The organism is Pseudoalteromonas sp. SA25 (assembly GCF_011378705.1).
Classification (GTDB): domain Bacteria; phylum Pseudomonadota; class Gammaproteobacteria; order Enterobacterales; family Alteromonadaceae; genus Pseudoalteromonas; species Pseudoalteromonas arctica.
Window position 1 is genome coordinate 67,253 of sequence record NZ_WTKV01000016.1, and the last position, 13,152, is coordinate 80,404.

Consider the following 13,152-nt stretch of genomic DNA (forward strand, 5'->3'; position numbering starts at 1 on the left):
ATTGTATGCTTAGTTAAAGAAACAATTATTAAGCACATATATTAACTTGAACATTCAAAGAAGCTAATATAGAACAGGATTAACAATTACTTTAAAAGGGGCAAACATGAAATTAAAAAAAGTATTAGCAACAATAGCACTGGCAACGTGTGCATTTAGCGTATCGGCAAATTCTGCATTTAAAGAACCAAGTGACGCGATTGAATACCGCCAAGCTGCGTTTTCAATGATTTCAGTGCAAATTGGTGACATGGGCGCAATGCTAAAAGGTAAAGTACCTTTTGACGCAGAGCAATTTAAAATGCGTGCTAACAACGCTGCTGCACTTTCAAAAATGCCATGGGAAGCGTTTTACGAAGGGACAGATAAAGGCGATACAGCTGCACTTGCTGCTGTTTGGGCCGAAAATGCAACCTTTGTTGAAAAAGCGAATGCTTTTGCAGCAAATGCAGATAAGCTAGCGTTAGCTGCTCAATCGGGCGATAAAGCCGTAATTGGTAAAGCTTTTGGCGCATGGGCTAAAGGCTGTAAAGATTGCCATAAGCAATTTAAAGATTAATTATTGTTGTAGCCAGTTTAACAACAATAAATAGATAATAAAAAGCACTGAGCGTTAATAACGGTCAGTGCTTTTTTATGTTTTATATTTACGAGACTTTAGCAGCTCGGCTTTTAAAAGGGCGCTTAAATAACGCACCAATATCGCCTAGAATAATATATAAACACGGTACTAATATAAGCGTTATTAACGTTGCAAACATAACAGCAAAGCCAAGTGCTACTGCCATAGGTATTACAAACTTAGCCTGCAGGCTTGTTTCAAACATAATAGGTAATACACCAGCAAAGGTTGTTATAGACGTTAATAGTATTGCTCTAAAGCGGGCACAACCAGCTTCTATTACTGCATTTTTAACGCTAACACCTTCGCGGCGAACTTGGTTTACATAATCTGTCATTACAAGTGAATCATTTATAACAACACCTGCTGCGGCAATTAAGCCAAATCCCGACATTAAGCTCATATCTAAATCAAACCAGTAATGACCCCAAATAGCCCCGGTTAAACTAAACGGAATAACCGACATTACAATAAGCGGTTGTGAATAGCTTTTAAGCGGCACAGCTAGCAGTATGTATACTAAAATCATTCCGCCAATAAAAAACATTATTTGCTCATTAGCTTGAGCTTGCTGCTCTTCTATTGCACCACCAAGCTCTGATTTAACACTTGGGAATTCTTCTATTAGCTGTGGCAGTAGATTTTCTTTTACTTGCTTAACCACTTCGCCTGGCTCAATTTGCTCTTCATCAATATTGCCATAAACATACACGGTACGGTAACCACCTTCGCGGCGTATATAGCTAATACCAGGCGTTTCTGTTAGCTCTACTACATCACCAAGAAGTACTTCTCGCCCTTGTGGGGTAGTAACAACGGTGTGTTTAAGCGATGAAAATGCCTCACGAGTCAGCTTAGGGTAACGTACCATTACGCGTACTTCTTCGCCGTTTCGGATTACGCGCTGCGCTTCGCCACCATAAAAACTGGCTCCCACTTGATTTGCAATACCTGCCAAATCTAAGCCTAAATCGTAAGCAACAGGTTTAAGGCTCATTTGCACTTCTTTGCTCGCAGGATCTATGGTTGAGCTAATATCAAACAATCCTTTTTGCTGTTGAAGTAATTGAATAAAACGACGACCCGCTTGATTTAAAGTATCTATGTCTGAGCCATACAGTAAATAGCCAAACTCGCCGCCGCCATTACCACCGCCGCCACCAACATCGTCTTGAATAGTTAACGACTTAATACCAGCAATAGTCGGCATAGCCTCACGCCACCGTCGAGAAAGCTCAAATGCATTGTATGGACGTGAATCTTCGTCAACTAATGGAGCTAGTAACTGCGACTCGGTTCTGCCTTGATTAAATACCAATACATCACGAATAATTTTTTGACCAAACTCACGTTCTGTTTCTTCATCGACTCTAAGTACCATAGCTTCTATTTCACGAATAGCCGCAATGGTTTGTAAGTCAGAAACGTTGTCGTTCATTTCTACTTGAATTTGTGGAAAGTCGTGCGGCACTTTAGGAGTTGGAACTGTACGTACTTTATTAGACGTAATAAGTGCAATACTGATTATAAACATTGCAATAAAAGCAAACAAAACAGTCCAGCGCCAATCAACACACTTAGCAATAAAACGTTTATATGGGCCATTTACGAAACCAAAAAAGCGTGTATTGAAGCGATCGCGCCAACCACCTTTTTTAATCGGCGAAAAGTGCGTATGAGCAATGTGAGCTGGCAGTATCAGCTTTGATTCAATCAAACTAAATACTAAACACAGCATTACTACAACGGCTATACCATAAAAGAAGGCACTTTCTGGCCCGCTCGACATTGTGAATGGTGCAAATACAGCAATTGTTGTTAACACACCAAAGGTTGCTGGGGTCGCGACTCGGTTAGCGCCACGCACAACATTTTCTACACCACCGCCGCTTTTTTCAACTTCGGTGTAGGCAGCTTCCCCTATCACTATGGCATCATCCACCACTATGCCGAGCACCATTATAAAAGCGAATAACGAAATAATGTTAATGCTAATGCCAAATAGTGGCATCATCATCATGGCCCCTAAAAAACAAACAGGTAAGCCAATCATTACCCAAAGCGCTAGTTTAAAACGTAAGAATAACGACAACATAATTGCCACCAAAATTGCACCTTGAAACAGGTTAGCTTTCATCATATCAAGGCGAGCATTTAGGTAGTAGGTCATATCCATTAATGGCTCTAATCGAATACCCGGCGGTAGTTGCTTATTTTTTTGATCAATAAACGCTTTAACCGAATCCGCAACGGGAATCATGTTTTGCTCTTGCGTTGCTTTTACCGATAAATACACCGCGTTTTCGCCATTAAACTTAAAGTAGCGCTCACCTTCGGTAAATTGATCTTTAATAACTGCAATATCTTGCAGTAAAACTTTAGCGCCATACTCGCCAATTTTTACCGGAATTTGCCTAAACTCTTCACCTGAGTAAAACTGATTCTCGACGCGAACAGAAATAACACCTGCGTCTGTTTTTAGCTGCCCCGCCGAAAAGTTAGCTGAATAACGACGCACTGCATTCATTACATCACTAAGGGTTAGGTTATATTGACGCAGCGTATCAGGTTCTATTTCAATTGCTATTTCATCAAGAGGAACATCGTTTACCACTAACGACACGTTAGATAACTGTAGTAACTCATCCTCTATTTGGTTTGCTATAGGCTTAAGCTCTGTAAGTGGTAAATCAGCAACGAGCGTCATACCTATTACGTCTTGCCTAAACTCAACCTGACTTATGGTGACCGGTTCCATACCCGCCGGAAAAGTCGCAATGCCATCAACACGCAACTTTACTTTATCAAGCACATCGGTAAGTTTTGCATCGGTGTTTATTTCCAGGCTTGCTGTACCGCCATTTCTAAATGCGCGATATACGCCTTTTTTAATTTCGGTTATATCTTTAAGTGACTCTTCAACTTTTATAAGAATACTTTCTTCTATTTCCTGAGGAGAGGCACCTGGGTAATTAGCCTCAATATTAATGTAGTTAATCTCTACATTAGGAAACATTTGACGCTGAATCGTAAAGTAACTTATAGCCCCCATAATAATGATAAAAAACATCATTAAATTAGCGGCTACTGAATTATTAGCAAAGTAGGCAATTAGCCCTGTTTGTTTTTGTTGTATTGACTCGCTCATAACTATTACACCCTACAGCTGTTGCGTGTTTGAAGTGCTCGTTTCTGAGCTTTCAGGTTTTGCAGCTACACCTGCAATTTTAACCTGCATTCCTTTTTGCGGGTATTCAGGTAAAGTAATAACGAGTTTGTCATCGGCATTTAAACCGCTGCTAATATAAAAATACTCACCCTCTTCACGAATAACCGTTACTTTACGTGGCTCTAGCTCTTGGTTTTCGTTTACTACCCACACAGTTTGGTTGTTAACCAAAGCTTGCGGTAAACGGTAAATATTATTAAGCATTGCACCTGCAAAATTTACCTGTACGTAGCTGCCAAACTTAATGGCTGGTTGTATGTTTTTAAGACCGTATGGGTCTTCTATACGCACTACCAAACTGCTCATACGCGTAGCGTTATCAACAATCCCTAGGTCGCGGTCAATTACACCTTCTCGGGTAAAGCTGTTTAGGCCTTTTTGAATAATCGTTGCGGTAATACCTTTAATACGCTCTGGCAAAAAAACGCTATCGAACCCTGCGATAGGAATAATCACTTCAGCAGTTTCAATATTATTGAGCTCAGCAACTTGCGAACCCATAGTGACAAATTGACCAACACCTACATTTCGGCTAATAACCAATGCATCGTAAGGGGCTGTTACTTCACAATTATCTAAGTCACGTTGTGCACGTTTTAATGCAGCTTGCGCCGACTTTACAGATGCCTGCGCACTTAACACTTGAGGCTTACGTAAAAATAAGTCGGTACGCGCTTTACTTGGAAAACGCTTTGCTTCATCTGCGGCTACTTGAGCTTGGGCCTGCTCTTCAATTAAGCCTGCTTGTGCACGAGCAATTTCTGCCTCTGCAACAAGTACTGCTGCTTCGTAGTTGTCTTTTTCGATAGTGAATAACGTTTCACCGCGAGCAACGATGCCGCCGGCTACAAAATTAGGATGCCAACTTAACACTTCACCCGACACCTGCGCCGAAAGCTGTGTACTTTCAAGAGGCTTTACTTCACCGTAGCTATTAATAATAACTTGATGATCGTTTGCAGCCACTGGCTCAACTTGCACTGTTGGACGAGTATCAATTACTTCTTTTTTTTCTGGCTCTTGTGCAATGGCATTTATTCCCATAAAGCCAACAACACCAACAATTAGCGCTACAAATGGAAAAACCCATCTAAGTGAATTTGTTTGCATATCCTATTATCCCCAAAATTCTATTAACGTCATAATACCAGAGCCATATGAAACATTAAGGTGACATTTGTAAGCAACTGTTGCAAATACATATAAACCACTGCTATTTAGGGCTATAAAAATAACTTTGCATGCAGCTCACCTCATTCGTTATATTTTGTTACAAACTTTTGTTTATTAATATCAGTTAATTAGCGTTGTACACTTAAATTTCATCGCGAAGATGTGCGAAATTAAATTAATTTACGTACAGTCCAATTAAATTAACAAATATTAAAAGTCTCAAAATGAAATTAACGACCATCACCCTTGCGCTTAGCTTAGCGTTTGGCAGCCATGCATTTGCAGCCGATAAAAAAGACGAAAAAGAGCCAAAAACACTTAGCGAAATGATCAAAGGACAAACCGAATTTGCCGGTATATTTAGCCTTTATCAAGACGAAAAAACCGGTAAGCACCTTATGGTGATTAACGAGTCCCAACTTAATACGCCGTTTGTATATTTTGCGCACACTGTCGATGGCGTTACAGATGCAGGCCATTATCGTGGTTCGTACCGTGAAACGAAGTTAATTGAATTTAGAAAATACTTTGATCGTATCGATATCATTAGCAAAACACCTCGCTACAAATTTGACGAAAACAGTGCAATTTCAAAAGCGAGTGATGCCAATATTAGTGAAGCGGTACTTGCGAGCATTAAAATAGAAAAAGAAGAAGACGGTAAAATAGCATTTAACGTAAATAAGTTATTTTTAAGCGAAGCACTTCATAAAGTATCACCTACACCAAATCCAGCAGATAAAAACGCTAAAAAACGCTTTAAAGTAGGTAAACTAGACGATAAAAAATCACGCATTATTAAACAGCGTCCATACCCTAATAACTTAGACGTAGTTGTTGATTACGTATTTACTAACCCAAGCCCAACGGTACGTGGCTCAAATGCAGTAAGCGACCCACGTAGCGTATCGGTAAAAGTTCAGCACTCGTTTGTTGCTTTACCTAGCAATAACTACGCACCACGTATGGATGATGCGCGCATTGGTTATTTTACAAATCAATTTGATCAAATGACATCTGCCGATTGGGCACCTTATGAAGATGTTATAAAACGTTGGGATCTACAAAAGAAAGACCCTAGTGCAGCACTTTCAGAGCCAGTAAAACCAATTACTTGGTGGATAGAAAACACCACACCTATCCAATGGCGCGATACTATTCGTGACGCTGTTTTAACGTGGAATACTTCTTTTGAAAAAGCCGGTTTTAAAAATGCCTTAGAGGTAAAAGTACAACCAGATGATGCAGACTGGGATGCGGGCGATATTAATTACAACGTACTGCGTTGGACTTCGTCACCTAAGCCTCCATTTGGCGGATACGGACCAGCACTTGCTAACCCATTAACAGGCGAAATACTGGGCTCAGACATTATGCTTGAGTTTGTATTTATGAAAAACCGTTGGATTTACGACACACTTTTCACTCAAGGAACAATGAGCCACGGTGAAGCAACAAATACCGGTGAGCTAAATTGCTCGCTAGGGCATGAGATTCAACAAAATCTAATGCTTGCCAAAGGTCTTGCTAGCGGCGACAAAATTGAAGATAAAGAAATGCTTCGCCAAGGTCTAACGCAATTGGTACTTCACGAAGTTGGCCATACTTTAGGTCTTAACCACAATATGAAATCATCTATTTTGTGGGATGAAAAAGAAGTACACGACAAAAACAAAACCCAAGGCATAGTAACCGGTTCTGTTATGGATTATGCACCAGCTAACATTGCCCCAATTGGTATGCAGCAAGGTGATATTTTTCAAACAAAACCAGGCCCTTATGATGATTGGGCTATTAACTATGGCTACAGCGAAGCACTTGCAGATGAAACTGCTGAGCAAGCTAGACTTGAAAAAATACTTGCTCGTTCAAGTGAACATGCCCTTGCCTTTGGTAACGATGCAGACGATATGCGCGCACCAGGTCGCCATATCGATCCACGTGTCATGATTGGTGATTTGTCGTCAAATCCTGCGGCCTATGGCGCAGATCGTATGGCGTTAATTAATAAATTATTTACTGAGCTAAAAGATAAAGCAACGGTTAAAGGTGAGTCTTACCAACAGCTTGTTACCTCTGCTAATAGCTTATTTGGTCAATACCGAGCTCAAGCAGGTGTTGTTTCTCGCCAAATTGGTGGTGTGTACGTTGAGCGTGCTGTAGTGGGTGATGCAAACGCAGATAAACCATTTACACCGGTATCTCTTGAACGTCAAACACAAGCGATGGATATATTAGCCAAGTTTGTATTTGCACCAGACGTACTACAAAACATGCAACCTCTATATAGCTACTTGCAACTGCAACGTCGTGGCTTTAATCACTTTGGTAAAAATGAAGACCCTAAAGCACACAAAATGATTTTAGGTATGCAAAAGTCTGTACTTGCGCAGCTATTACACCCAGCCGTATTACTGCGTATTTCTGATACTGCTTTGTACGGCAATGAATATAGCCTAACTCAGTTTATGCAAGATTTAACCGCTAATATTTTTGTGAAAAGCAAAGACGCAAATTCTATTAGTCACAACTTACAAATTGAGTATGTTAATCAGCTAATCGCAATTGCAGGTCTTGGCAAAGCAAGTAAGTACGATAACTTAGCTAAAACAGCTGCGTTATATCAGCTAACTCAAATAGCCGATACCAGCACTGCTTGGGGTGCAGATACAGCAACTAAAGCGCATAAAAAATATATTGATCGCTTAATTGCAAAGGCACTAGAAGCGTAAAATATCTCTACTAATTGAGTAAACCAAGGCCACGTTTAACGTGGCCTTTTTTATCACTTAATTCACAGATCAAATATAGATAGTCCCTTTTAAATACCTTACAGCATGCCCCGTTAAGGTGACGGTTGTATCACCCACTTCACATAGTAAATACCCGCCTCTGCTTGAAGCCTGATAAGCGCTTAACGTAGTTTTACCCAATTGCTGCGCCCAGTAAGGTGCCAAGCCAGTATGAATAGAGCCTGTTACATAATCTTCGTCGCCACCGCTTGCAGGCCAAAAATAACGAGATATAAAATCATATTCAGCACTTGGAGCAGTGGCCACTACATCAAGTGGATAAAGCGTTTTTAAAAGCTCTGAGCTAGTTTTTAATTCAAGTATTTGATCGGCGTTTTCATAAATAACAAAGTAGGCTTGGCGATTTTTAAGCACTTTACTCGGTTGTATAGACAGGCCATCAAGCAGTTGCTGAGGCACATTTTGCACTTCAACCGGTGCTTGTATTGGAAAGGTCATTGCAAAGCTACCATCAGCGTTTTTATTAACGATTAGATCGCCCACCGCATCAGCAATAAAGCGAATTTGCGATATGTTATGCTCTTCACATAAAACATAGGCAGCCGCAAGTGTGGCGTGACCACAAAAATCGATTTCCATTAACGGCGAAAACCAACGAATAACAAAACTTCCATCGTCTTGCAGGCAGGTAAAAGCAGTTTCAGATACGTTATTCTCAGCGCCAATCTTTAGCAATAAATCGTCACTTAACCACGATTCTAGTGGGATCACTGCCGCATAGTTACCTTTGAATAACTCATTCGTAAACGCATCAATTTGATGAATAGCTAATTGCATTGTTTAAACTTTGTAATGATTAATAGCTTAAAACTGCCATACCTAAACTAAATTAGCACTTTTATTTTGGCTTTAAGCCATTACAGGCCGCATTCTATAATATTGCATACAACCAAATTGCACAGCATTGGTAAGCAACAGCATAATAAACATAAGTAAGTGCGCCGTGCTTGGAGCCGCTGTTGTAAGCTCAACAACTAAGCCGCAAATACCAGCAATAAACTGCAAGCTAAAGTAGCGTGCGCTTAAATTACTTACATTACCCGTACGCAATGTTTTATAAGTTTGCGGCATAACACGTACCGAACTCATCACAAGGCCAACATACGTTAAAGCGCTTAATACCGTTGCAGTATCGAGGCTTGAATTCAAAAGCAGTGAAAAAGGCAGTAACGAAAAACCTAGCATAGTAAACAACTGTACCCGTTCTCGTTTAGCTGCGTTATAACGTGCAAAAAAATACAAAATAAGTCCGCTTAACGCACCAGTTACAATAAATGGTAACGCAATATAAAAACGCTCAAAATAAATATTGTAGGTTATAAAATAAAGGCTTTGTGCTAACCCAAACGTCATCATCAATAGTGATAAACCTGAGACACTACGATTTTTTCGAATTTTGTTTAGTAATGGTAAAAAACTAAAAACCAAAATAAATGAAGACAATATAGGCAAATAATGCGCCAAAGCAACCTCGCTCGTTACATAAATGTTAATTAAACACAGAAATAAAAACATTTAATAAACATTTGTTTTAAAAGGCTTTTACTATGAGCGCGGCATTGTAGAGCCGCGTAAATTTAACTCAACTAAATAAGAAATTCTTGTTTTAGGTACTGGCAAGCTAGGTATACAAAAACCGTAGAATTAAGTTCACGGTTTACCGGTTTAATAGAAAGCCTCACCGCCTAACTATTAAATAAAAATGATAGTTGTTATCATGCGCAAGTCATTAACTGCTGTATATAAAACTACCTATGAGAAAAACTCTTTTTAAAATTCACAGTTGGATCGCTCTAATAGCTATCATTCCATTGATTGTTATTAGTATTACAGGGAGCGTATTAGTTTTTAAAAGTGAAATAGATGGCTTACTTATGCCAAGCAGCCACTTTGTTGTAAATGCACTGCCAGAGCGCATGCCAATCGACACGTTAATTGCAAAAACAGAGCATGCTTACCCTGAATATGTAGTAGGTAGTTGGGAAATATTTAACGATGATACAGCTGATCGGGTTTACTTAGTCAAACGCGGCACAGAGCAATGGTATAAGTTTCATTTAAACCAGTATACGGGTGACATTTTGTCTGAACCTGTTGGTACCAGCCATTATTTTACCGATTGGTTTTTAGAACTACATTACACTTTTTTACTGAACGACTTTAAAAACCTGCCAGGGCAAACAGGCACTGTACTAGGCTTCTTTTTTGCTCTGTTTTTATTGGTATTAGGTATTACTGGGCTTATTATTTATCGTAAATTTTGGCAGCGTCTATTTAGTGTGCGCTGGCGTTCAACACTGCAAATTGTACTTAGCGACATTCATAAAATGACGGGGGTTATAGGATCTCCCATCATTATTATTTTAGCTATCACAGGTGGCTACTTTAACTGGGCGGTGTGGTATCACGAAGTTATTGAACACGCAGAGGAAGAGCACTTTGTACTAACCAAAAACCTACACAGTAGCGAGATTTCGTTCCAACACATACTTGATGACAGTAAAAAGCAAATCCCCACTTTTAACGGTACGTTTTTAGTTATGCCACTCGAACCTGACGAAAACATTACCTTATTCGGCGAAGTCGATACCGCCAACCCACTTGCTAGTGAGTATGCCAATACGGTTAGCTATAACAAGCTAACAGGCGAGCACATAGCTAACTGGGATATTCGCGAAGTAGGCGTTGGCTGGCAGGTAATTGATAGCTTTAGAAAGCTTCATTTTGGCTACTTTGCAGGGCTAATAAGTAAAATACTGTGGTGCGTAATTGGTTTAAGCCCAGTGTGGCTAGCAGGTACTGGTTTTTACTTATGGTTTACTCGCCGAAAACGTAAAAAACAATCACAAAAAAACCGTTTAAATAAACGCCAAGCCACTAACGTTTAAAAATAATAGCTTATGATTCATTTAATAATAAGCTATTTATAAATTATAAAAACAGCACTCTACATATTATTTATAGAAGAGAGTGCGCAATAATACTTAGTCATTTTGAGGGAGTAAACCTAACGCTAGTTGCATTAAAAGCGTCTCATTTAGAACAACTAAATAACGGAATTTTTGCCTTACTATCGACAAGATTTTTCTGCCTAAAAAGAATTATTAATTAATCTTCGCACATCCAAAAAAATGTTATCGCCAGCCTTTTAGTATTTAAATCATCTCCAAAATACTCAGATGCACTGTGAACAATACTACCTTTAAATATAATTAAACGATTAAAGCGATTCTCAATATCTATGTCTTTATACCATGCGCTATATGGAAGGCTACTTACATTAAGTGCATCAACAAGGTTAGCATAAGGAGGATCGACAATATTTCCTCCTGCCGCTTCATTTGCATACTTTAAACGATAAAAAGAGGTACCGGCAGAGGTAATTGGATCAGGGTTTAAATACAAAACAGCAGCGTATCTACATAAATAACGATTATCTACATGAGGCCTAGAAGCCCCTTCTTCAGCCCCCACTAAAATTGCAGTATTGGTATCAACTACAACCTTATTGGAATCAGCAACCCATAATTTATTTTTTTTGATAACTGACTTAACATATTTTTCTATTTTTTTAAGCTGTTTACTATTTAGAGCATTAGGAGTGCGCATTCCAGGCCAAAGTTCTTTGGTATACGGTTTACCGTACTTCCAAACCTCTTTTTTTAAACATGAAGAACGAATAGCCATTGCTTCTTCATGTTTAAAAAACTCATCAACAACCCAATAGTTACTACCTAGTTCTGGCTTTTCATACCTTAAACCAGGTGCGTCGGAGGGGACGCTTGGAAGTACAACGCTCTTGGGAACTTTCTGATGCTTAAATGACATTGTCAAAATACTTATTTTATTAAAACAGCTCAGAATATAACATTTACTTAACAGTCATTTAAAGTGAATAATAAAACTCTACTTAGCGCATACCCAAAGCTACTACCGTTATTTTGCCTACAGCTCTGTATTAGGGCTGAAGGCATAGTTTATTAGTGTTTCATTATAGAACTATGGTCACATTAGTATTTAAGCCAAAATTTTATACATCGTAAATTTAGCATTAGTCTATTTATAAAATTTTTAGAAAAAACATCTATAACATTGATTAAAAACCCACCACATTGTAATGTAAAAATTAACAAAGGAGTGGGTTATGATATTTATCAAAATAGTTATTAGTATTACCTTTTTATTTTTAGTTGGATGTAACACAACCAAGGTTCAGCAAGTAGAACAACAAGTAGGGCTTGAACAACTATTAAACCATTCTTTGTTTAATAAACTCGACACACCTTCTGAGCACAGTATTTTTGAGTTACCGGATGCTGAAAAAGAAATGTTTTTAGCTTACGCCGAAAACCAAAAGCTATCCCAAATCCGTGATGACCGCATAATTTACAACTACCTCGAAAGCCAGATAGCTAACTTTAAATACCATGGCGATACACTTACTTCAGCTCAAACCTTAAAGCGTTCGCAAGGTAATTGCATTAGTTTAGCCATTTTAACGCAAAGCTACGCACAAGCCCTTGGGTTAGAAACAAGCTTTCAAGAAGTTACAAGTAAGCCCATATACGCAAAAGAAAATAATGTTGTTTATGTCGCTAATCACTTTAGAACAAAAGTATATGCTCCAAAAGTAGAGAAAAAAGATGATAATATAATTGAGTTTTTCAGAGCGGGCACCTTAATTGATTACTTCCCTACCCGTCGCAGTTTTTATTCAAGCAGCGCAGACTATAACGATTTAGTTTCTAAGTTTTACAGTAATTTAGCTGCAACAGCGCTAGCAGACAAACAGCTGGATATTGCTTACTCACTTATTTTACAAGCAAACAAATACACCCCCAATGATCCTGAATTATTTAATATAGCGGGCATTTTGCATCGCCGAGCTGGTGATTTACAAAGCGCTAAAAACATCTATCAAACAGCACTTAGTAATAACGAAATAAGCATTAATTTAATCAGCAACTATCAGCTTTTAGCTAAAAAGTTAGGCGACAAAGAGCTTGTTAAAGAGCTCACCTCACAATTAGTTAATAAAGAAAAAGACCCATACGAATTGCTAGTGATCGCTAAAAACAACTTACAAGCTGGCCACGCTCATCAGGCTAAAGCACACCTTGAGCAAGCGATTACTAAAGCGCCTTACATTGCTGAGCTATACTTGGAACTCGCAAAAGTTCGCTATCAACAAGGTAATATTAAACAAACACAAACCTTACTTGAGAAAGCAATTGAACTAGAACGTGATAATCAAAAACTCGATGTATATCAAGCTAAGTTACTATCCTTGCAGATGGATAAGTAACTTAGCCAAT

At 38.8% G+C, this 13,152-nt stretch carries 9 protein-coding genes; 4 read left to right on the forward strand and 5 right to left on the reverse strand.

What is annotated here, in order from left to right:
• Positions 1 to 106: 106 nt before the first annotated feature.
• Positions 107 to 559: a cytochrome c gene (locus tag GQR45_RS13925; RefSeq protein ID WP_007580483.1), complete on the forward strand. Its 453-nt coding sequence runs from the start codon at positions 107 to 109 to the stop codon at positions 557 to 559.
• Between the two features lie 88 nt (positions 560 to 647).
• On the opposite strand, the gene GQR45_RS13930 is transcribed toward GQR45_RS13925, so the two are convergent.
• Both GQR45_RS13930 and GQR45_RS13935 read right to left on the reverse strand, forming a co-directional pair.
• On the reverse strand, positions 648 to 3,770 hold the full coding sequence (locus GQR45_RS13930; protein WP_024592632.1) for an efflux RND transporter permease subunit: 3,123 nt from the start codon (positions 3,768 to 3,770) through the stop codon (positions 648 to 650).
• 12 nt (positions 3,771 to 3,782) lie between these two features.
• Positions 3,783 to 4,961: an efflux RND transporter periplasmic adaptor subunit gene (locus tag GQR45_RS13935; protein WP_007580481.1), complete on the reverse strand. Its 1,179-nt coding sequence runs from the start codon at positions 4,959 to 4,961 to the stop codon at positions 3,783 to 3,785.
• 287 nt (positions 4,962 to 5,248) lie between these two features.
• Here GQR45_RS13935 and GQR45_RS13940 point away from each other — a divergent pair, with 287 nt between their 5' ends.
• A complete protein-coding gene (locus GQR45_RS13940; protein WP_165726254.1) occupies positions 5,249 to 7,756 on the forward strand; it encodes a zinc-dependent metalloprotease in 2,508 nt (835 codons plus the stop codon).
• A gap of 69 nt (positions 7,757 to 7,825) precedes the next feature.
• On the opposite strand, the gene GQR45_RS13945 is transcribed toward GQR45_RS13940, so the two are convergent.
• Positions 7,826 to 8,614 carry a PhzF family phenazine biosynthesis protein gene (locus tag GQR45_RS13945; RefSeq protein WP_165726255.1) on the reverse strand — a complete coding sequence of 263 codons (789 nt, stop codon included), beginning with the start codon at positions 8,612 to 8,614 and terminating at the stop codon, positions 7,826 to 7,828.
• A 72-nt stretch (positions 8,615 to 8,686) separates the two neighbouring features.
• Positions 8,687 to 9,301 (reverse strand): PQ-loop repeat-containing protein, encoded by a 615-nt coding sequence (locus GQR45_RS13950; RefSeq protein ID WP_033012533.1) that lies wholly within the window; start codon positions 9,299 to 9,301, stop codon positions 8,687 to 8,689.
• 290 nt (positions 9,302 to 9,591) lie between these two features.
• Here GQR45_RS13950 and GQR45_RS13955 point away from each other — a divergent pair, with 290 nt between their 5' ends.
• Entirely contained in the window at positions 9,592 to 10,725 is a 1,134-nt protein-coding gene (locus tag GQR45_RS13955) for a PepSY-associated TM helix domain-containing protein (protein WP_165726256.1), read from the forward strand.
• 220 nt (positions 10,726 to 10,945) lie between these two features.
• On the opposite strand, the gene GQR45_RS13960 is transcribed toward GQR45_RS13955, so the two are convergent.
• Positions 10,946 to 11,665, reverse strand: a complete 720-nt coding sequence (locus tag GQR45_RS13960; RefSeq protein WP_007580474.1) for a DUF6445 family protein — start codon at positions 11,663 to 11,665, stop codon at positions 10,946 to 10,948.
• A 316-nt stretch (positions 11,666 to 11,981) separates the two neighbouring features.
• On the opposite strand from GQR45_RS13960, the gene GQR45_RS13965 reads away from it, so the two are divergent.
• Positions 11,982 to 13,142 carry a tetratricopeptide repeat protein gene (locus GQR45_RS13965; protein WP_165726257.1) on the forward strand — a complete coding sequence of 387 codons (1,161 nt, stop codon included), beginning with the start codon at positions 11,982 to 11,984 and terminating at the stop codon, positions 13,140 to 13,142.
• Positions 13,143 to 13,152 lie beyond the last annotated feature (10 nt).

What these genes read in the sequence shown, in the direction of transcription:
- GQR45_RS13935 (WP_007580481.1), bottom strand. Translation starts at nt 4,961, where the DNA reads ATGCAAACAAATTCACTTAGATGGGTTTTTCCATTTGTAGCGCTAATT.
- GQR45_RS13945 (WP_165726255.1), bottom strand. Translation starts at nt 8,614, where the DNA reads ATGCAATTAGCTATTCATCAAATTGATGCGTTTACGAATGAGTTATTC.
- GQR45_RS13925 (WP_007580483.1), top strand. Translation starts at nt 107, where the DNA reads ATGAAATTAAAAAAAGTATTAGCAACAATAGCACTGGCAACGTGTGCA.
- GQR45_RS13940 (WP_165726254.1), top strand. Translation starts at nt 5,249, where the DNA reads ATGAAATTAACGACCATCACCCTTGCGCTTAGCTTAGCGTTTGGCAGC.
- GQR45_RS13930 (WP_024592632.1), bottom strand. Translation starts at nt 3,770, where the DNA reads ATGAGCGAGTCAATACAACAAAAACAAACAGGGCTAATTGCCTACTTT.
- GQR45_RS13955 (WP_165726256.1), top strand. Translation starts at nt 9,592, where the DNA reads ATGAGAAAAACTCTTTTTAAAATTCACAGTTGGATCGCTCTAATAGCT.
- GQR45_RS13965 (WP_165726257.1), top strand. Translation starts at nt 11,982, where the DNA reads ATGATATTTATCAAAATAGTTATTAGTATTACCTTTTTATTTTTAGTT.
- GQR45_RS13960 (WP_007580474.1), bottom strand. Translation starts at nt 11,665, where the DNA reads ATGTCATTTAAGCATCAGAAAGTTCCCAAGAGCGTTGTACTTCCAAGC.